This is a genomic window from Helicobacter sp. MIT 03-1614, assembly GCF_000762925.2.
Classification (GTDB): domain Bacteria; phylum Campylobacterota; class Campylobacteria; order Campylobacterales; family Helicobacteraceae; genus Helicobacter_C; species Helicobacter_C hepaticus.
On record NZ_JRMS02000012.1, the window covers coordinates 22,923 to 42,421 of the forward strand.

Sequence of the window (19,499 nt, forward strand, 5' to 3'; positions counted from 1 at the left end):
AATATATATAAAGAATTTAAAAAAATTTAATATAAAATATATTACTTTTTATTACTTTTTAATTTATTTTTCTACTTGTATTTTTCTGGCAGTTTCATTTGCAGCTTTAATTTCAAATGATTTGGGCGCAAAAGTGCTTACATAGCCTTTCTGTTGGCTCATTTTTTGGATTTCTTTTATTATTTGGTTGTTATCTCTGCGTAAAGCGTCTAAATATGTGGCGTTTGGATATTCATTGTGCTTGATTTGCTTACTTAAATATTCTATAACTTCTGTATTTTTTAGCAATTTTACTTCTTGGCTTTGTATGTGTTCGTAGATATTGGAGAAAAAATTATTAATTCTCGCCCACAATCCATTAAACTTAATCACACTTCTAAAATCGTTCTCTAGTATGTTGCTTGTGTTGATTCTATATGATAGATTATCAGGCTCAATATAATTGTTTTTAGAATCCGCAATGTAAAAGCTAAAGCCTTTCATATCATTGCTAAACGAGCCACCAATGGTAAGTCCGCGATATTTAAAAAATATGCTCTCACCAGCCCCACTATTGAAAAGATTGTCAAAATTATCCCAAAAGGCTTTTTCTAAGGCGACTTGTTGTGGGTTTTGCTTTGTTTGCGTATTGCTAGATTCTACTTTTTTAGAATCTGATATAATCTCATACGCTTTAAACTCGCCATTTTCAAAGCATTCACATTTAAAATGTTCTCCTTTGGGGTTTTCATTCAAAATATCTTTAATGTTTATTAGATTGCTTAACTCCTTTTTAAATAGTGGTCTAGCTTCTTTATTTTTGTGTAGTGTCTCTTCATTATCAAATAACTCTTTCTTAAATGCTGCTTCTTTGGCATTTTCTTTTCTTAACTCGTTTGCTATTTGAATCTGCAAAAGCATAAGTGGATTACCCACAGCCTCAGCTTTCATTTCACCAGCACTAGCACTACCCATAGAGATTTCATCTATTTCTCGCACACTTTTATCTGCATTTCTAAACTGCTCTATACCTTTAGCTTTAGATTCTATAGTTTGCCACATACGCGCGTCATAAGTCTTTTGAGTGGCATATCTTATCTCTTCAATGGCAAAATTATCACCATATTTTGTGTGTAGTAAATTGCCTTGTCTTATGAATCGTCCATTGCTTTGCTCTAAATCACTAGGTCGCCAAGGGCAGTCTAAGTGATGAATAGCTACACCTCTTTGTTGCACATTTGTCCCAGCTCCCATTTTAGAGCGAGAGCCTATAAGAACGCGAATTTCTCCACGATTTACTTTATCAAATAAGGCTTGTTTTTGTAGTGGTGTTTTAGCATCGTGAATAAAAGCAATCTCCCTTTGTGGTATCCCTTTTTTTACAAGCTTTTTAAGCACATCACTATATACATCAAACTTTGCGTTAGAGGCAATTATCTCATCATTACTTTTCTCACTTGATTCTATACCTTCACTAATTTCTGCCGAATCCATTATCTCATTAAGGTTTTTTGCTTCTTGCAATTCCGCTTTAGCAATAGATTCTATCTCACTTTGGCTCATCTCTCTATTGCAAGCAATTTTTTGGCTATGTATCTTTGGTGTGCTTAAGTCGCAAAAGACCAATTGTGTTCCCTTATCTTCCCTCCAATTTTCCCACCGTTTAAATACTTCCTCTGCTAATAGGTTACTTTTAGATTCTGCATAATCCTCGGCTTCTGGGTCAATAAGCCGATAATCCAGTCCCGCTTTTCTTGCATCTGTGGTGCAAGCCAAGACATTGTTGTTTCTAGGGTCGTCTCTAAAGTTTTCCATTCTCCATATGATAGAGCCCCTATTCCATTCACCATTATCACCCTGAATGCCAATGTATTGTGCTATCTCTTTGCTTCGTGGAGCGATAATGTTTGTAGGCTTACCATTTGCAAGAGGCGGCACAAAGTGAGGATTAAGCTTTAGAATATCAGCATTAGTAACAATGTGCGTATTTGCGCGATACATATCACTTAGCTCACTGATGTTATTAAATTTGCTAAAGCGTGTAACGAGTTTATAATTAATGCCGCTAGAATCTAGCTCAAAATCATTCACACTTTCGCCAAAGCAAGAAGCCCAAGAATCAAAAGATTCTATGCCTTTTTCTTGTAATAATTGCGGCTGCAAATATCGCTGCATAGTGTATAGTTCAGTTACAGAGTTACTAATAGGTGTGCCTGTTAGAAACATTACTCGTTTATCATTTGCGTGCAAGTATTTTGTTAGCACATAAAGGTTTTGTGCTTTTTGGCTAGGTTCTCTTGCTCCAAGCCCTAGCACATTTTTCATTTTAGTATTTACTCCTAGATTTTTAAACTCGTGCGCCTCATCAATGACTATGCTATCTACACCCAACTCACTAAAATCAATAGAGTTTGTTTTGGATTCTCTATTTTTATGTAGCTGATTTTCTAGCTTTGTGAGCATTTTATCTATGCGTTGAATATCCCGCCTATTTTCTTTTTCATCTAGCTCACCTCTAAAAGATTCTAATTCTGCTTTAGCTCCACTCACATATTCTTCATAAAAGTCATTGGGCATAGGGATTTTTTCTAATTGTGAATGTGCCATAATTACACAATCCCAATTATTAGAGGCAATTTTTGCATAAAATTCCTCTCGTTTATTCGGGCTTAAATCCTCCCTTGTCGCGACTAGAATGTTTGCATTAGGATATGCATCATAGAAGTCTTTATTCCATTGTTCTGTGATGTGATTTGGCACAATTACCAATGGTTTATTGATTAGTCCCATACGCTTTTGTTCCATAAGGGCGCAGATTGTGCTAAGTGTTTTCCCAGCTCCTACTTGATGATCTAGCAATATAGATTTATTTTGTATTGCTGCCCAAATAGCGTCTTTTTGGTGTGGATAGAGATTCTTGGCAGAGCTGAAGCCGGGCAAAGTCAAATGTGAGCCATCGTATTTTCTTGTGATATGTGTATTGAAAGTATCATTATATATGCGCTCTAAATGCTCACGCCTGTCTATATCTTTAAAAATCCACTCTTTAAACGCATATTTTAGATTGTCAATTTTTTCATTGACAATCGCGGTAGCTTCGTGGTCTGTTTCTCGTTCAGGCTCACCTTTATCATTGAATCTTGTTGTGCTTGGTTTTGTTAGAATTAAGGCAGTGTTAGCAAAAGCATATTCTAGTAATGTGCTAGGTTTTACGCTATGCCTATCGCTAGAATAGCCATATTTATGCTTTGCTTCTGTGCTTACCCTATAATCATCGCACCATACTTGCCAACCCAAGTGCTTTTTTGATTCAATGCTTATGTAGTCTTGTTCCAAGCCAAATTGCTCTGCTATGAACTCTTCATAATACTTTGCTGGTATCCAAGAAGTTCCTATATTTACAGCAATATCAGCAGCCTTTATATCTTTTGGTAAAATCTTCTGTAATGCCTCTAGGTTTACTCTTAAGCTCTCATCGCCATCATTGACTAGATTCTCTACTTCTTTGTGTTTTGCTTTGACATTACCACTTAGGTATAAATCTGCACTTAAAAATTGTGATTTGTTTAAATGATTTACAAAAATTAATTTTTGTTCTAATAGATCATTAAAAATTGCTTCTTTATCTATCTGGGGCAGGGCAGATTCTATCCATTCATTATTGATTTTGCCATAAATGCTAAGACTTGCCATAAGGGCTTCTTTTGGTGTTTCTACTTTGTGTTCTTTGGTAGGGCGTATTGTGCGTGTATTAAAAATATCTGCCTTGATGGCACTAGGCTTTCTTGCTTCCACTCCATTTTTCTTTGCTGCTTCTCTGCCTATGCCCTTATCGTATTGCTTTTCAAGGGCAGTAATTTTGTTTGATTCTATATCTATCCCACGATAAAGCGTTGCGTTGCGTGGATTACTCAAATAGCCAAAATCTTTGGCAAATTTATCATACACACGATTAAGCTCGGCTCTTTTAAGCACTAGCTCCCTATCATCGTCAGCTATATCGCTTTGTTCTAGCCTTACCAACTCATTAAAAGTATCTCTTATGGAGATAAAGCCTTTAATCTTTTCCGCCTCTTTGTCTGTATAGCTTCTATGCGGAGATTTAAGCCGACCTTTTGTATCTGCTACTTGATATACACTACCATCTACTACACATAAACTATCTTTCTTTAAACCGCCTATGTAATTTTTTAGCTCCTCATATTGTGGTGCATTTTGGTTGAGATAGCTACTTTTGTATTTAAATATTGGCTCGTGGTAGTGATAAATATCTCTTGGTAGAGTAGATATTATTTTTTCAATTTCTCTTGGCAAGTCTTTACCGCTATCTTTTACAGCTAATTTTTCGCCAAACTTTGTGCTAACAAATGATAATTCTCCCAAGATATGATTTTTGTGATTCCAAAAATACTCATTTATTTTAGAATTGCTATTATCCACAGCCTTACTATTTATCCACGCTTGATTAATAGACTTATCTACACCTTTCTTGAAGAATACAATATCACTTGTTACACTTGCATTTGTATCTTTGAACACATTATTTGGTAGGCGGATTGCCCCTATGAATGTCGCCTCTTTAGCGATTTTTGCACGAATAGTTTCATTTGATTTGTCTAGGAAGCCATTGCTTACAACAAATGCGGCTATGCCATCGTCTTTTAGATTCTTTATGGCATTAAGCATAAAGAAATCACAGACCTTACCCTCACCATTTTCGTTACCTGTGTCTTTGTCTCCATAAGGTGGATTACCGATAAATGCATCAAAATTGCGGTTAAAATCCACCCTTTCAAATGCTTTATTTTCCAAATTCGCTTGTGGATAAAGTAGTTTTGCTATATTGAAAGTTATGCTGTCTAATTCTGTGCCGTGCATTTTATAATTTGCGTCTGGCATATAGCCTATAAATCTACCATTGCCACAGCTTGGTTCGTATATATGCTTTGTATTAGAATCGTTATTTAATCCAAAATGATTAAGGCTACTATAAATGCTATCAATGATAAATCTAGGTGTGTAGTATGCATCAGTGCAGCTTCGTTCTAGCCTATCTAATTCCTTTTTATCACTTACAACATTTGCAAGTATTTCATATTCTTTTGCATAATCACCATCTTTGCCATTTATAATCTTAGCCATACCGCCAAAACCGCTAAATTTACTTAGAATTTCCTTTTGTTCTTCATTTGGCATTTCACCTTTAAATTGCAATTCCCTAAGTGTAGATATGGCGGCAATATTGGCTTCAAATCTATCTCTAAAGCCCTTAATAGATACATCACTTGCTAATTTATAGTTTTCGCCTATTGGTATATATGTTTCATCACCTATTATGCTGGGTGTTTCACCGATTTTTCTAGCAGTTGCAAAATGTGGTATTATTTGCGCGGTGGATTTATCGCTGCTTGAAGTTTGATTTTCTAGTAAATCTCCTCCGCTAGATTCTGTTTGTGTTCGCCCACTAGAATGTCCCATATATTGTTGTGGTGTGGATTTAGCTTGAATTGCTGCTCCTGCCACGCTAGGCAATATTGATTGGGACTTATCCCCATTGTCTCCAACGCTTGATATGGAGTCAATTCCGCTATGTTTGGTAGCAAAGAGGCTTTCATAAACGCCTCTATTTCTACTTCCAGCTGTTTCTCCACTAAATAAGTCAATCTGTCGTAATCTGCTATTTGTATTGCTTTTGGATAGAGATGTTTTGCCCACCTCGTTAGAATAACCATTATCCACCGATGATGGTATCCTTTCTGTATGGCGGAGTCTAGATTTTCCTCCGCTAGTGGATTGAGGTATTGTCCCACTATTTGCCATTCGCTCTCTATTATCGTCCATATCTTGCGATTGAAATAAAACTCCATTGGCGGATTGGCTAGAATCTGTGGCAACTTCCTTTCTAGTTTGCTTACTTCTATCTCCCATATTTCCTCGTGTATGCTCATTTCGCCGTATCCATCGTATCCCTCCGCTTTCACTTTGGCTAGGAATGCTTCCTGTTGCGCTTGACTTGCTTGATAGTTCCCTCTGCGAATCCCTAAGAGTTCCGCTAATCGCTCCTTGTCTTTGAAATAACTCTCTATTTGCTCTTTGGTCTCTATATCTATTGTTTGGGTTGAGGACATCATTTTGAAGCTCTCCTTTCTCATCATAGTAGTCAAATACACTAAAAAGCGAAAGCTCGTATCCGCTATTTTGTGTTTTTGATTTTGCCATTATAACTCCTTTAAAGTAAATACAATAAAATAAAATTAAATATAAGTAAAAACTTTTATTTACTTATTACATTCAAGACTGGTTTTCCATTTTTCTCTATTGCTGTAAATTTACACCCATTATTGAACTCACTACACCCATAAAATGCACTCTTGACACTTTTGATTCTGCGCAAATGCCCCTTTTTACATTTTGGGCACATTATTACCCCAGCAATTTTTATATCTAAATTTGCTTTTTTGATATTCTCAATTTCAGCTTTTACGGAATCTAACACATCATTCAAAAAGCTCTCTTTACTCATCTCTCCTTTTTCAATGCTTTTTTGATATTCGAACCACAAGGCAGTCATATCAGGATTAGAGAGCATAGGACTAACACTCTTTATTAAATCACGTCCAAGTTGTGTGGCTTTAATGCTTTGCTTTTTGTCTTTACTGCAAGTGATGAATCCTTGTGTAATAAGCTTATCTATCATCTCGCTTCTTGTAGCTGGTGTGCCTATGCCGCCACTTTCACCTTTTTTGTCTTTATCTTTTTCAATGAGTAGCTTTTTAATATTTTCATTTTTTACATATTTTGCTACTTGATTTAAATCTTTAAGAAGCGTAGTCATTGTATATTGTGGTAAAGGTTTTGTTTGGAGTGTTTTAACCTCACTAGATTTTAAAGTGGCAGTGTTGCTTTTGATATTTTCTAAATCTAGTTCCTTTTCATTGTCATCATCATTTTCTTCATTAAATATGCTCCTAAATCCACTTTTGGTAGTTTTGGCTGCACTTGCACTAAATTTTATACCCTCACATTCTAGCTCTACGCTGTAAGCGATATATTCCCTTGCTTCATAAAACTGCATAGCAAAGCGTTTGGTGATAAGTGTATAGATATTTTTCTCTGTTTGGCTTAACTTATCAAACTCAAACCTGCTATTAAGTGGAATTATCCCATAGTGAGCAGAGAGATTTTTATCATTAAACGCTTTGCTTTTGATAGTTAGATTTGCCTTACTTAGAAAGTCTTGTTCGCCTATATTTGACTTCACTGCTTCTAAAATCCCTTTGCTTTGTTCATAAATCTTTTCTGGCAAATATTGGCAATCGCTTCTGTTATAGCTTATTGCTTTATATTTTTCTCTTAGTGTTTGTGTAAAGCTAAGTGTATCTTTAGGAGAGTAGCCATAAAGCTTTGCTGCTTCTGTTTGCAGAATTAAAAGATTATAGGGTAGGGGAGGATATTCTTTTTTTGGTGTTTTTGTAAGCTTTAAAGTAAATTGTTTAGATTCTATATGTGTTTTTATCTTTTCAACCTCTGCTTTATCTAAAATCTTTTGTTCTGTTTTTAGATTTGCTTTAATAAGCGTTGAATCTACTTCAAATTCTCCATTTAGACTATAATAATCTATACTCTTAAAGTTCTCATTTTGCAAGTCTCTATCTACAATAAGGCTAAGAATAGGCGTCATCACTCGTCCAACTCTTAGCGTATTGTCTCCACCCTTAGCACGATAAGCACAGGTATAAGCTCTTGTTAGATTTATTCCTACTATCCAATCTGCAATACTTCTTGCAAATCCTCTATCACTCATTGTTTTAAATTCGCTATTTGGTCGTGCTTTTCTTATCTCATCACGCACTGCTTCAGGTGTAATATCATTTATCAACACTCGTTTTACAGGCTTAGTGTTTTTGGCATAATCCAAAATCTCGTCTATGAGAATCTGTCCTTCATCATCACTATCCCCGCAGTGCATAATTTCATTTATTTCTTTTTTATGGATAAGCTTACTTATTTCCTTGAGTTGTTTTTCACTCTGTTCCAATGGCTTATACTCATACTTTGCAATATTAAATGGCAAATCGTTTATATCCCACTTTTTCCATTCTGCTTTATAATCCTCTGGTTTATAAAGTTCAAGCAAATGCCCAAAACTCCAAGTAATATAATCATTACCTTTTATATAGTATCCTACACCCTTATTAGAATAGTTTTTTAATTCGCCATTTAATGCTGCTGCTATTGCCTTTGCCAAATCAGGTTTTTCTGCTATAAAAAGTCTCATTTTATCTCCTTTTATGTGTTGTTTTAGTTTTTATTGCTCCGAATGTGCAGTGTAAATCTTCTACTGCTGCTTCCTAAACACACTCGGTTTTATAGGATTAGAATCTTTCCATAAGCCTTTATGAGCTAATCTTGCTTTTATTTCTAAATGAGTGTAAGCATTAGAATATTCTTTATAAGCCCAAGCAAAACCATTTTCTACTAAGTTTGCATTGACATCAATATCATTGCAAAAGACTATGGCTACAATTCTGTTGTATTTATCTTTATCTTTGATTTTCAGTGTGGCATTACTTCCTATGGGGCAAAGAGTTAAAAGATGAGATGTAGCCTCTTTGCCATAGCTTTGGTTAGATTCTGGTGCATCAATGCCATAAAGCCTTACTTTAAACTTCTCTCCATTATGAAGTATTGTTAGAGTATCGCCATCATAAACCTTAATAATACTTCCTTGCACTTCTTTACTTGGCATAAGATAGGCAAGATTAAAATTGCTAAATTGGCTAATAATTACGCCAAGAATAATCAAGCAAAATGTTAAAATGTGTTTTTTCTTAATTTTGCTCTTTATAAATTTCATCGTTCCACTCCTTTATCTTTATTATTATCTTTTTTAAAGCCTTTTTGTGCAACTGCATCTATTTTTTGCTGCATTCTTTTAAGTGCAGATTCTGAAACTTTTGTGAGATTGGTTTTGTTTTCTAAAGAAGTTGCACTTTGTGGTATAATGTCGGTAGCAGTCGATGAAATGTTGTTATCAACCAGTCGCTCGTCAAGACTTTGGGCTTGAGTGTAGGAAGTGGGCGTCCCTACCATCGGCTGTTTATACACCACCTCTTTTTTATCAAGTTGTTTTAGCTTTTTAACATTCTTTTCATTAGCGTGAAAAATCTTAACAATATTTTCATCTTGTCTTACGCCAACTTCACCCATTTTTTTATCATTAAGCTTTTTTCCTGCTATGTAGTCCTTTTCACTCATTGGAGAGGGATTTTTAATGATGATTTCAGGCTCACTTACTACTTTTTCTATCACTTCTTTTACTTCATCTTTGTTTTTAAACATTTCAGGGTGTCGTTTATAAAGAAGTGTTAAATCAGCAATGGCTTGTTCTTCTCCCAATAAATCTACGAGAGATTTACAAAGATGAAAAATCGCTAATTCTCTTTCTTTTTCACTCATCGCCTTGCTCCTTTATTTTTAATTTTTCTTATGAGTGGTGAAATGAGAATCTTTTCCCTCATTAACGCTCCATATCATTTTCTTTTTTACCTTCTTTCCTAAATCCTTTTTGTGCAAATGCTTCTATCTTTTGTTGCATCTTGGCAAGGGTAGAATCTGATACATTGAGTGTAGAGCTATTTATGTCTTTGTTGTTTTGATAGTATTGTGTTACTTTAGGATTCTTAAATTCCATTTGTTTGTTAAAGTTTCTATCAGAATAAAAAGATATAATTTGTTCATTAGATGGGTGGAAGGTGGTAGATGTGTGCCCCTGCCCATCTATCCTATCTACAATAGTCCTAAATCTTATACCCTCTTTATTCTCCCATTCATAAATCTTTGCTCCTTTTTCATCAATGAAAGGCTCACTAAAGTTTTTTAAATATTCTCTTAGGGAATGTCCTATGTCTAAAAGTTCTTGTAGTTTTATTTCGCCCTTGCTATTCTCTTTCAAATGTAACTTGATATGTTCCGCACCTCTGCCCTTATCTCTTCTTTCAAGATGAAATCCTTTCACATACATCGCAATATATTCAATCACAGCATCTTCAATAGCTTCAATATCTTTGAGAATAGGCGTAGCTTTTTTGTCATTAAAGGTTACATTGTAAATTCCACGATGTTCTTTATCCATTACCTGTCCATTGTATAGTCTTTTTTGTTTTCTTTCGCAAGTATTTTTATGTTTGGTGTAAGGAAGCAAATGCTTCCTTATGCATAGAGTTATCTCTCATTATCTTTGGTTGGCTGTGATTTGTCCTGCGTAGCAGCTTTAGCAGCATCTTGTTCTTGTTTTGTTGTTACATTAACACCATCTCTGCTTATCACAGCATATGCGCCTTCACCTTTTTCTATGAGAGCTTGTTTAAGATTCTCATCATTGACATTTATTCTTACGGCAAGATTTGTATGCTCAAAGCCATTTTTATCTTGCCAAGTATTTGTAGTTAATGAGTTTGCAAAATTTTTACCCATTTCACTTTGCTCATTTAACATATAAAAGCTTTTGCCATCTTTTTCTACCTTATTAAAGTAGATTAGGTCGCTACCATCTTTGACTTCGCTATTGAATGGCTTGAGACTTACATTGCCATTTTTTTGAATATTGACAAAATAACTTTGCCATTTCGGCTCTTCTCCATCCATACTTTGTTTAAAGCTGACACTAAGCTTTTCAACTCCTATATTTTTAGCTTCAACTGCTTCACTTAAAATATTTATCGCCGCGGTTTTAGCCGACATTATTTTCTTTTCATCAGCCTTATTTACATAATCCATTTGTGAATCACTATTAAGCACCACTTTTTGATTTGAATCTAATCTTGCTATTGCCATTTTTTACTCCTTATAATATGGATTTTTTTTGTATGCCGCCACTTGTTCCATTTCTATTTTGCTTTATTGGGTGCTATGTTTTCATTTTCCACCTCCTAAATTGATTATATGCTCCTTACCATTGCTATTTATCGTTGCACTTTTAGGGACTAAAAGCATAATGTTGTTATTGCTATTTTTAAGGATTTTTACGCTATTAAGTTTCTCGCTTAAGGTGTTAAATTTAGATTCAATCTCTTTGTATTCCTTATATTTGCCAAATGCTAAGAGAGTGAAAGCTCCACACAATATCCCTATAAATACCGCTACGCATATAAATGCCAAAACAAACTTCTTTACATTACCTATATGATTTAGGAGAGAATCTAACTGCTCTTTTTGCATATTTATTTGCTTTTTGAATTCCTCATCTTGAACATTTGCTTGTGATTGTAAGCTTTTGACTTGAGATTCTAAAAACTTATTCATATTTTCACTATGCTTTTGATAGAATCCCTCTTCAACCGCGTTAATTGCGCTTAAATTTGCAGATATTTGTTTTTTGGCATTTTCATCTACGCTTTTTATCAATGACTTTAGGTCTATAAAAAACTGCTTTAAATCAGCTCTTACATCAACACTTTGTCCCACACTATCACTAATGTCTTTTAATGTCTCATCTAGCTTTATAGAATTAAGTTTTTCTACAAAATATTCAAGAGAATCGTTGATAAGTTTTAACTTATTGATAAAATTTAATTCTTTTTGGCTAAGAGAGTTATCAAAGAAATTATCTATTCTTTCAAACTCATTGTTGAGCATATCGCTTTGTATTGCAAAGTCGCTTATAATGCCTAATACCTCGTTAGATTCCATAAATTCACTTTTACTTTTTAGCGAATCTATTTTGCTATTTAAGCCACTTAGCAGTGCTTTAGCATTAGCGATACCATCTATAAAGTGGTAAGCTCTGCCTCCAATCAAATCATTGAGTGCCTCTCTATGTGGATTTGTGGCAGCAGATTCTATAAAATCGCTAGATTCGCCGACTTCACTTGCTTCAGTATTCATTTATGGATTCTCTGCTGCTTTGTGAATTTATGGGATAGTTTGGCTCTTCTATGGGATTAATGATTAATGGATTTACTTCTTTATCATCATCAAGCATAGCCTTAGAGCTAAAAAACATTATTTTGACTCTGTCTCTTAAACCTCTAGCCAAATCAATAGGTTGCACATCTACATATGCAGTTACACCATTTGCTTTAAAATAATTGCGATATTGCAGGGCTAGATTCTTTTCACCCAAAATAATGATTTTATCAGCATTGTGTGCAAGTAAAAAGACTTTTACCATTTGATTATTTTCAAACAAATAATCACCCTTTGCTTGTGCTTCCACTTCATACGCCCAATTGCTTTCTTTCAGCTTTTTATCCTTTGGGACAAAGCTGTATCGTTCTTCTAAAAGCGCATTGTTAATGCTTTGAGATGTCGCTCCCCACTCTATCCTTACAGGCTTTTTGCTACAGCCACTAATTGCTACCATTGCCACTATTGCAGCACCGCAAATCAAACTCTTTTTCATTTTTGCTCCTTGACCAATATGTCTCATCGCTCTACTCCTTTATCTTTGCTTTGGTGTGTTGAATCATCTTGATGAAACCCTTTTTGTGCAAATGCTTCTATCTTTTGCTTCATCTTGGCAAGGGTAGAATTTATGGATGATTGCTCTAGCTCTGCCCCATATTTTTGCTCCGCAGGTATAAAACCTGTTGCTTCTAATTCTTTGATTTCTGTGTGTTCCTCTTTGATCTTCTCAAACAATGAATCTCGTTCTTTAGAATCCAATGATCTAAAAAATGTTAAAAATTCATCAACTTTTGCATTATTTTCCATTTATTGCTCCTTTTGAATTGGTATTTTAATGTTGCACTCTCCTTGTAGGATTGCATTCTCTAGCTCATCTCTGCTAGGTATGCCTTTAATATCTTTTAGCGATTCGCTGACTGCTTTAAACTTATCCATAAAGTAGTAATCGCTGTAATAAAATGCCTTATTTGCAAGTATTGGTTTGCCACTATCAATGGTAATGAGTTCTTTTTCAAATGGCATTTCTCTCAATTCTTGTGGCAACATTAATGCGCGATGAGTTTCGCTAATACTGCGACTACCGCCACCACTTCCGCCGTGATTATGGCTTCTACTTGTTTGTTTAACTGTTTTATTGCCTAGAATCTTACTAATAGCTTCCGCGTCTTCTTGCTCTCTTGGTGCATAGAAAATTTGACACGCGTGATTTGTTAAGAGTGTTTTTGCTCCCTCCTTGCCATAACCATCTGGAACAGGTGTTTCTAGTTGGGATAGTGATTGATAAATGGTAAGTAGTCGTAAGTTGTATCCAGCAATAAAGCTAACACCTTTTTGTAACACAGGGATTCTGCCCGGTGCAGTAAATTCGTCCATAAGCAAAAGTGTTGCATATTTCAAATTTTTGTTTTGCTGTGGCAATTCTTTGGTGTTTAAGAGAATGAGCTGGGACCAAAAAATATTAAGTATAAATTGTGCATTTGCTAATTGGTCAGGTGTAATGCCTATATAAATAGTCATTTTTTTCTTACGCAATTCTCTTAAGTCAAAATCACTTGTAGCTGTTGATAGTCTTAATGTATCACTTTCAAATGAGCTAATTGGCGCATTAAAACTTGCCATTATGCTTGATTTTGTATTATCACTATCCACATTAAAATATGTGCTAAGGCGGCGATTTGTCGCTTCACTAATAATATCTAGCTCTTTTAAGAATCTATAAGTCTCCTCAAAACCCTTGACTTCATTATCACCCACTTTAAATTCAAAACCTTTGCTTAGTTGCAAAAGTCCATAGAAATTAAACTCTGCCTTTAGTCCATACAATGTTAAAAATGCTCTACCATCTTCACTTAATGCTAAATCTTTATAGAGATAACAAAGTCCTATAAAGAGATTCTGTGCTTGCTGACTCCAAAAGGCATCTTTACCATCACTTGGATAGATAATATTTGCTAAATCCATAAGCTGCGAATCACAATGCTCTGTATCTAGCATATCAATATAAGTAAAAGGATTGTAGCGATGAGTGCGAGATGAAAATGGATTAAACAAAAATACTTCATTATCCAGCTTTTCTGCACGATAACGACTCGTATAATCAAAGCACTCTTGCTTAATATCCTGCACCACAGCAGATTCTGCCCACTCTAAAAGATTAGGAATGACAATCCCTACACCTTTTCCGCTTCGTGTAGGCGCACCAAGCGCGACAAACTGCGCTCCGCCAAATTTCAAAAACTTATCACCATACTTACCAATAATAATGCCGCGCTTAACATTATTGTTTTTATCGCCAAAAAGCCCAGCTTTACGAATCTCATTGATATTAGCAAATCTTGCTTCACCGTGCAAACTCTCTTTTTGTTGCATAAAGACAATTGCCGACACTAACATAAGCACACTTAAAACAATTGCTATTATAAGTGATAGCCACGCATTTGGATAGCCTTTATCTATGGCTTCATAAATAAAATTTAAATGCCATACTTGAATCAGTTTTGCTATAGGAACTTTATTGATGATAAGCACTATAAAGCCACTAAAAATCCAACTTATAGCCAAAAGTGGAATGCTTAAAAAGGCAGCTTTTGCTAGATTATTATCTTTCATAATCTTTTGCCTTTGGCTTCTCTTGCTCCATTTTACGCAAAGAGTTCTTTAAAATGGTAATTCTTGCTTGCATTTGCTCTACAAACTCATCTAATTTATCTTCCATATCTAAGATTTGCTCTTTCAAATCTCTTGCTTGTTCTTCACTCATTTTGTCTCCTTTTGTATGATTAAGTTTGCACATTTCATCTATCTTTTCCTTTGTCGATAGATTGTTGCTTAGCTTTTGTGTTGCTGCTAAAGCCTTTTTGTGCAACTGCATCTATTTTTTGCTGCATTCTTTTAAGTGCAGATTCTGAAACTTTTGTGAGATTGGTTTTATTTTGTGCTATACTTTCATTGGCAGAGTTGTGAAAATTGAGGTCGTTAATCTGTCGGTGGGGCTGACCTCGCTCACCCCTCTCTGTCCTTGAATGAGCTGTTAATAATCTATGTCCTTTTCCATAATCTCTTTCTCCATAATTTATAATACTCTCATCATTGGCTTTAACCCTCCAATTGTAGCCCTGATATTCCGCATTAAACTCCGCTCCCACATTCCTAGCTACCTTAGGAAAAGAAAGCATTTCTTCTGTGGTTACCATTCCTCTTAGGGCTGGATTATCAAGATGTTTGTGTATTTCTTTTTCCATAAACTCCCTATCAACCACTACATCACCTACATTACCTTTAACAATTGTGCTAGACTTTTCATTCTCTAGCACTTTATACATCTTGCTACTTTCTTTTTTGGATTCTCTCTCCCAAGCAATTTCTTTTAATGTTTGTATAGCTTTTTCACATTGTTTAATATTTTCTTCAGCCTTTGCTATATTTTGCTTTGTTTCTTTGACATAATTTTCAAGCTCTAGTATTTTGTTTTGTAAATCTTGTTTTTCTTTATCACTCATCGCATAGCCTCTTTGAAATAAATTTCACTAATCCTACGCTTTCCATTGTGTGCATAAATATGGACAATTACATCTATGAGGTCTTGTAGCATTGCCATAATCTGTTCGTAAGGTATTTTTTGTCCTTGAGGATTTTGCAATATCATCATTGCAAGGCGTTTAAAGCAATCTGCGCTATTCCCAGCGTGGCAGCTTGTAAGACTTCCTCCGTGTCCAGAGCTTAAAACATTGATAAAATCATAGGTTTCAGCTCCACGAAGCTCTGCTAATAAAATGCGGTCAGGCTTCATACGCAAACAGCTTTTAAGAAGTGTTGCTGAATTTAAGAAATCATCACTCTTTGCTTCACTTGGATAAAAAAGTTGCACAAAGTTTTTATGTGTAAAAAATACAATTTCCTCCACATCTTCAATGGTTATGAGCCTTGAATCTAGCGGAATAAAATCTATGAGACTTTTCATAAAGGTGGTTTTACCGCTACCTGTTTCGCCACAGATAATTACATTTTTGCCATAGGCGACAGCACTGCTTATAAATCTCTCATACTCACCTTTTTCATATAAGCTTAGCAGCTCACTATCTTTTTGGCTTAAAGTATGGCTAATTGGCTTTATCTCACTAAAGAGTCCCTGTTTAGAAAAATCACTCATTACAAATCTTGTGCGGCTAGGTTTTCTAATAGTGATTGAAATATGGTCTTTTTTACTTGCGGGAGGCAATACGATTTGCACCCTTTCGCCACTTACCAATACACAGCTTAGAATAGGTCTTGCCTTGTCTATTTGGTCTTCTTTGTAGCTTGCAGCTGCTTGAGCAAATGCTTCGGCATTTTCATAGGTTATATGTGTAGATTCGCACTGCCATTCGCCACTTGTATTTTGAAACCAAATAAGATCATCTCCGTTGTAGCAAATCTCATTGATTGAATCTTCTTTTAAATACTTGCCAAATAAATTATCAGCATATTTTTGCAAACTTACACTCATTTTTTGCTCCTTAGGCGCAGCTGATACACCTTACTAAAATCTATATCTTTATTGACATACACTCCGACTAAGTCGCCGTGATTACGATAAATAGTAGGTTTTATGTTTATAGTTTGGCGCAGAGCTGTATTTGCCAATTGATTTGCTTGCATAGGGCTATACATTTGAGCATTTGGCGCAATTTGGGCATTCACATATTGCCCAAGTGATTTAATTGTGCCATCAATAACACTTAGTAGAATGGCAGCACCAAATCTTGTTGCATAATGGTTATCCCTATTACCCTCAATACCTGCTCCACCTAGAGCATCTACTCCACCGCTATCCACAGGAATAACAATATTATTTGGTGTTCTTATCTCACTCCATATCACATAAAGCCTTGAGCTACCATCTGTTACATCTGCATTTGTGTAACTGCCGCTTATTTGGCTGCCTTTTTCTATTAAAAGTGTTTGTCCATTTGCTGAATAAATATCACTTGCTACTATGCAGCCTATACTCCCTTTTAATTCACTTACAATTTTAGTTTGCAAACTACAAGGGATATAAGTGTTTTTAGGTAAGAGCAATGATTGATTAAATGGACTATAAAATGCACTTGTAGGTTGATAAACTTCACCTTTAAAGTCGGTATTTTGTCTATATGAAGTATCACTGCCAAAATCCATACCACTTAAACCAGCAGCAGCTTGTGCTTCAGCATTTGCACTCATTAGCGCGTTATAATCTATATTTTTGGTTTGGTCTAGCATATTATTTAATGCTTGAAGTGTCTTTTGCTCCATTTCTGCTGGGTTTAGCTTATCTTGTTTCTTTTGTTGTTCGTTAGATTCTTTTGCTGCTTCGCCACCGCGTGGGCTTATTACTCCAGCACTAGAACCTTTTATAATTCGTGGCTTCATAAAACCATCTTTTGTAAGCCACCAAGGTTGTTCTTCCTTTGGGGATTGATTGCCAAAATTTTCATTAAAAGTTAGCTGTGGCTCAAATGTTTGATTGTTTTTTACACTATCAACCAAGTCATTGCTATTTTGTTCTAAACCCAAATCATTTAATAACCCTTTACCACTAGATTCAACCTCCATAAAGCCATTGTCCTGCCCAAATTCAGCTTCGTTACCTAAGTCATTATTGTTTGCATTAAGCATATTGAGGGCATTTTTGTTGTTTTCATCTTTTTCTTTATCACCCGAATCACTACCAAAACTCAAGCTTAGTAATATCAACAACAAGATAAATAACGCACCGCCTACTATTGCTACTACGCCTATTATACGCTTACTTCCACCCTCACTTTCTAAGAGAACATTGCTATTTGCCTCTCTATTTTCCATTTAAAAGCTCCCTTTTTACTTCGGTTTCATTACTTGTCTCTGGTGCTTTTGGTAATGGATTTAACGCATAGCCTTTGTTTAAAATGCCGACTAATTTATCACCGCTTCTAAGCAGAATCTTTTTATGGATAGAATGAATAACAAGAACTGAAAATTTGCCCTCTTTTTTAATGTGCTGATTCACTATTTGCTCCTCTCTATCGTAAGCAAATGCACTTGGGAACACCTTTGTATTGTCAAATCCAAGATAAGTGAATACACCATCATCATATGCAAAGTCAGGGGCGATGTTATCAGCACCATTATTTACTCTCATATAATAATCCCAATTACGAGGCACTGCCGTGCGATTAAGGCTTTTTTGCAGTTTGTCAATTTCTATGGCTCTATCAAGCCTCTTTTGAGCATTTTGTATTGCTTTATCTTCCATTTGAGGATAGGTAAAAGTCATTTTATAAACTTTATTCTTGGCGTTTAAAACTAAATCAAACACATAAAAATTAGCATTTGTCGTTACAATTAAGTTGGTCTTCCAAGTCTGCGGTATAGGGTCTATCACCATTTCTTTTTCAGCTCCATTAAACATAGGGTCTGGATTATGCACAAATTTAGTTGTTACTGCTTTTGGCTTGATAAAGAGTAGATTTTCTCTATCCACAATCTCCCAACCCTCACTAAATCCAGCTGCAATATTGATTACTCGCTCATTTGGAGCAAACTCTATCACGCTTACATAGCCATTTGCTGCCGTGATAGTTAGCACATCTTGTGCGTTAAACACTGCATAGGCTATCTTTGAATCAAAGCTACTCTTAGTAGGCACACTTGCTCCAAAACCAACCGCAATAAATACGCAAATTAATACTATCTGTTTCATCGTTTTATGTCCTCATCTATTCTGTAAGTTAAAACTTTAAAGCCAAGTGGATTGATATGTCGCAAGTTTTCTCTAAATGCTAGGTTTTGATACTCATAGCTAAGAGTAATAATGCGATATTGATTGATGATGCTTCTATTACTTAGATTCTTAATTGCTAGATTTGTTCTAATCGTGGCAGTTTTTACCCCAGCAGATTCTGTAAGAACAATTGATAGGACATCAACGCTAATTTGTATGTTGTTTTTAAAAACTTTATCTCGCGCGTCTTCACCTTTATAAATATCTTTATAATCTGCTGCTACTCTATCACTGCTTAAAGTAAGAACAAGTTCATAATCTCTATTTAACATATCATAGAAATAACCCTCTCTTGCACGAACATAGCTATTTATAAAATGTTTATCTAGGGCTTCATTATTACTTATTTGCTGAACATCTAAAATGCTTATAATATCCACCGCTCCTGTAGTGTCATTCACGCGAACAAGATATGGCTCGGTAGTTTTTAATGGTGTTAGAAGCATTACTGCTATGATTGCTAATACAGATAAAACACCACAAAAAACAGCAAATAAATAAGCTCTCTTGTTACTTTGTTCTATCATATAGCGCAAACTAGATTCAAAATCTAAAGCTTCCTTATAGTTACCCTGAATATCATATTCATATGAATGATTAAATTCATTAGAATCTGCATTATCAAACTCTTTGTGTTTAGTATTCAATAGGGCTTTGAGTTTTTCTATGATTTGCTTCATTTAACTTCCTTTAGCTCTTTGGTATTAATAGGGACAAATTTATGTTTATCACTAAAGATTTCATCATAAGGATTTGCCTCTTTATTGCTACACGCCATAAATAAAAATGCTATGAAACTTGCTGCCAAGATTGATTTTAGATTTATATTCAT

At 35.1% G+C, this 19,499-nt stretch carries 17 protein-coding genes; all 17 read right to left on the reverse strand.

Features of this window, described 5'->3' with window-relative positions:
• Positions 1-63: 63 nt before the first annotated feature.
• Entirely contained in the window at positions 64-6,198 is a 6,135-nt protein-coding gene (locus LS66_RS08805) for an SNF2-related protein (RefSeq protein WP_052057513.1), read from the reverse strand.
• Between the two features lie 55 nt (positions 6,199-6,253).
• Positions 6,254-8,257, reverse strand: a complete 2,004-nt coding sequence (locus LS66_RS08810) for a DNA topoisomerase (protein ID WP_034327551.1) — start codon at positions 8,255-8,257, stop codon at positions 6,254-6,256.
• Positions 8,258-8,317: 60 nt separating this feature from the next.
• Positions 8,318-8,836, reverse strand: coding sequence for a thermonuclease family protein (locus LS66_RS08815; protein ID WP_231944767.1), 519 nt, complete (start codon positions 8,834-8,836; stop codon positions 8,318-8,320).
• On the reverse strand, positions 8,833-9,438 hold the full coding sequence (locus LS66_RS08820; protein WP_034327752.1) for a hypothetical protein: 606 nt from the start codon (positions 9,436-9,438) through the stop codon (positions 8,833-8,835). Before LS66_RS08820 ends, LS66_RS08815 begins: the two co-directional genes overlap by 4 nt.
• 61 nt (positions 9,439-9,499) lie before the next feature.
• On the reverse strand, positions 9,500-10,114 hold the full coding sequence (locus LS66_RS10330; protein WP_052057435.1) for a hypothetical protein: 615 nt from the start codon (positions 10,112-10,114) through the stop codon (positions 9,500-9,502).
• A gap of 89 nt (positions 10,115-10,203) precedes the next feature.
• A complete protein-coding gene (locus LS66_RS08830; protein ID WP_034327750.1) occupies positions 10,204-10,815 on the reverse strand; it encodes a hypothetical protein in 612 nt (203 codons plus the stop codon).
• Positions 10,816-10,896: 81 nt separating this feature from the next.
• The gene (locus LS66_RS08835) at positions 10,897-11,865 is read right to left on the reverse strand and encodes a hypothetical protein (RefSeq protein WP_034327749.1); all 969 of its coding nucleotides are present in this window, start codon (positions 11,863-11,865) and stop codon (positions 10,897-10,899) included.
• A complete protein-coding gene (locus LS66_RS08840) occupies positions 11,855-12,409 on the reverse strand; it encodes a cag pathogenicity island Cag12 family protein (protein WP_052057433.1) in 555 nt (184 codons plus the stop codon). Before LS66_RS08840 ends, LS66_RS08835 begins: the two co-directional genes overlap by 11 nt.
• Positions 12,406-12,693: a hypothetical protein gene (locus LS66_RS08845; protein ID WP_034327747.1), complete on the reverse strand. Its 288-nt coding sequence runs from the start codon at positions 12,691-12,693 to the stop codon at positions 12,406-12,408. The genes LS66_RS08840 and LS66_RS08845 overlap by 4 nt, the downstream gene beginning before the upstream one ends.
• Entirely contained in the window at positions 12,694-14,496 is a 1,803-nt protein-coding gene (locus LS66_RS08850) for a type IV secretory system conjugative DNA transfer family protein (protein WP_034342963.1), read from the reverse strand. It lies immediately after the preceding gene.
• Positions 14,486-14,647 carry a hypothetical protein gene (locus tag LS66_RS10110; protein ID WP_156407289.1) on the reverse strand — a complete coding sequence of 54 codons (162 nt, stop codon included), beginning with the start codon at positions 14,645-14,647 and terminating at the stop codon, positions 14,486-14,488. Before LS66_RS10110 ends, LS66_RS08850 begins: the two co-directional genes overlap by 11 nt.
• A 34-nt stretch (positions 14,648-14,681) precedes the next feature.
• Complete coding sequence (locus LS66_RS08855; protein WP_052057432.1) at positions 14,682-15,386, reverse strand: hypothetical protein; 705 nt, start codon at positions 15,384-15,386, stop codon at positions 14,682-14,684.
• Entirely contained in the window at positions 15,383-16,372 is a 990-nt protein-coding gene (virB11, locus tag LS66_RS08860; protein WP_034327743.1) for a P-type DNA transfer ATPase VirB11, read from the reverse strand. The genes LS66_RS08855 and virB11 overlap by 4 nt, the downstream gene beginning before the upstream one ends.
• Positions 16,369-17,709, reverse strand: coding sequence for a TrbI/VirB10 family protein (locus LS66_RS08865; RefSeq protein ID WP_052057431.1), 1,341 nt, complete (start codon positions 17,707-17,709; stop codon positions 16,369-16,371). Before LS66_RS08865 ends, virB11 begins: the two co-directional genes overlap by 4 nt.
• Complete coding sequence (locus tag LS66_RS08870) at positions 17,699-18,586, reverse strand: TrbG/VirB9 family P-type conjugative transfer protein (protein ID WP_034327741.1); 888 nt, start codon at positions 18,584-18,586, stop codon at positions 17,699-17,701. Before LS66_RS08870 ends, LS66_RS08865 begins: the two co-directional genes overlap by 11 nt.
• The gene (locus tag LS66_RS08875; protein WP_138092073.1) at positions 18,583-19,347 is read right to left on the reverse strand and encodes a virB8 family protein; all 765 of its coding nucleotides are present in this window, start codon (positions 19,345-19,347) and stop codon (positions 18,583-18,585) included. The genes LS66_RS08870 and LS66_RS08875 overlap by 4 nt, the downstream gene beginning before the upstream one ends.
• Positions 19,344-19,499 carry a hypothetical protein gene (locus LS66_RS10115; RefSeq protein WP_156407288.1) on the reverse strand — a complete coding sequence of 52 codons (156 nt, stop codon included), beginning with the start codon at positions 19,497-19,499 and terminating at the stop codon, positions 19,344-19,346. Before LS66_RS10115 ends, LS66_RS08875 begins: the two co-directional genes overlap by 4 nt.

Bases quoted from the DNA above. Each gene is read 5' to 3' on its own strand.
- LS66_RS08845 (WP_034327747.1), bottom strand. From the start codon at position 12,693: ATGGAAAATAATGCAAAAGTTGATGAATTTTTAACATTTTTTAGATCA.
- LS66_RS08870 (WP_034327741.1), bottom strand. From the start codon at position 18,586: ATGAAACAGATAGTATTAATTTGCGTATTTATTGCGGTTGGTTTTGGA.
- LS66_RS10110 (WP_156407289.1), bottom strand. From the start codon at position 14,647: ATGAGTGAAGAACAAGCAAGAGATTTGAAAGAGCAAATCTTAGATATG.
- LS66_RS08805 (WP_052057513.1), bottom strand. From the start codon at position 6,198: ATGGCAAAATCAAAAACACAAAATAGCGGATACGAGCTTTCGCTTTTT.
- LS66_RS08875 (WP_138092073.1), bottom strand. From the start codon at position 19,347: ATGAAGCAAATCATAGAAAAACTCAAAGCCCTATTGAATACTAAACAC.
- LS66_RS08820 (WP_034327752.1), bottom strand. From the start codon at position 9,438: ATGAGTGAAAAAGAAAGAGAATTAGCGATTTTTCATCTTTGTAAATCT.
- LS66_RS08855 (WP_052057432.1), bottom strand. From the start codon at position 15,386: ATGAGTGATAAAGAAAAACAAGATTTACAAAACAAAATACTAGAGCTT.
- LS66_RS10330 (WP_052057435.1), bottom strand. From the start codon at position 10,114: ATGGATAAAGAACATCGTGGAATTTACAATGTAACCTTTAATGACAAA.
- LS66_RS08815 (WP_231944767.1), bottom strand. From the start codon at position 8,836: ATGAAATTTATAAAGAGCAAAATTAAGAAAAAACACATTTTAACATTT.
- LS66_RS10115 (WP_156407288.1), bottom strand. From the start codon at position 19,499: ATGAATATAAATCTAAAATCAATCTTGGCAGCAAGTTTCATAGCATTT.
- LS66_RS08850 (WP_034342963.1), bottom strand. From the start codon at position 14,496: ATGAAAGATAATAATCTAGCAAAAGCTGCCTTTTTAAGCATTCCACTT.
- LS66_RS08810 (WP_034327551.1), bottom strand. From the start codon at position 8,257: ATGAGACTTTTTATAGCAGAAAAACCTGATTTGGCAAAGGCAATAGCA.
- LS66_RS08835 (WP_034327749.1), bottom strand. From the start codon at position 11,865: ATGAATACTGAAGCAAGTGAAGTCGGCGAATCTAGCGATTTTATAGAA.
- LS66_RS08840 (WP_052057433.1), bottom strand. From the start codon at position 12,409: ATGAGACATATTGGTCAAGGAGCAAAAATGAAAAAGAGTTTGATTTGC.
- LS66_RS08830 (WP_034327750.1), bottom strand. From the start codon at position 10,815: ATGGCAATAGCAAGATTAGATTCAAATCAAAAAGTGGTGCTTAATAGT.
- virB11 (WP_034327743.1), bottom strand. From the start codon at position 16,372: ATGAGTGTAAGTTTGCAAAAATATGCTGATAATTTATTTGGCAAGTAT.
- LS66_RS08865 (WP_052057431.1), bottom strand. From the start codon at position 17,709: ATGGAAAATAGAGAGGCAAATAGCAATGTTCTCTTAGAAAGTGAGGGT.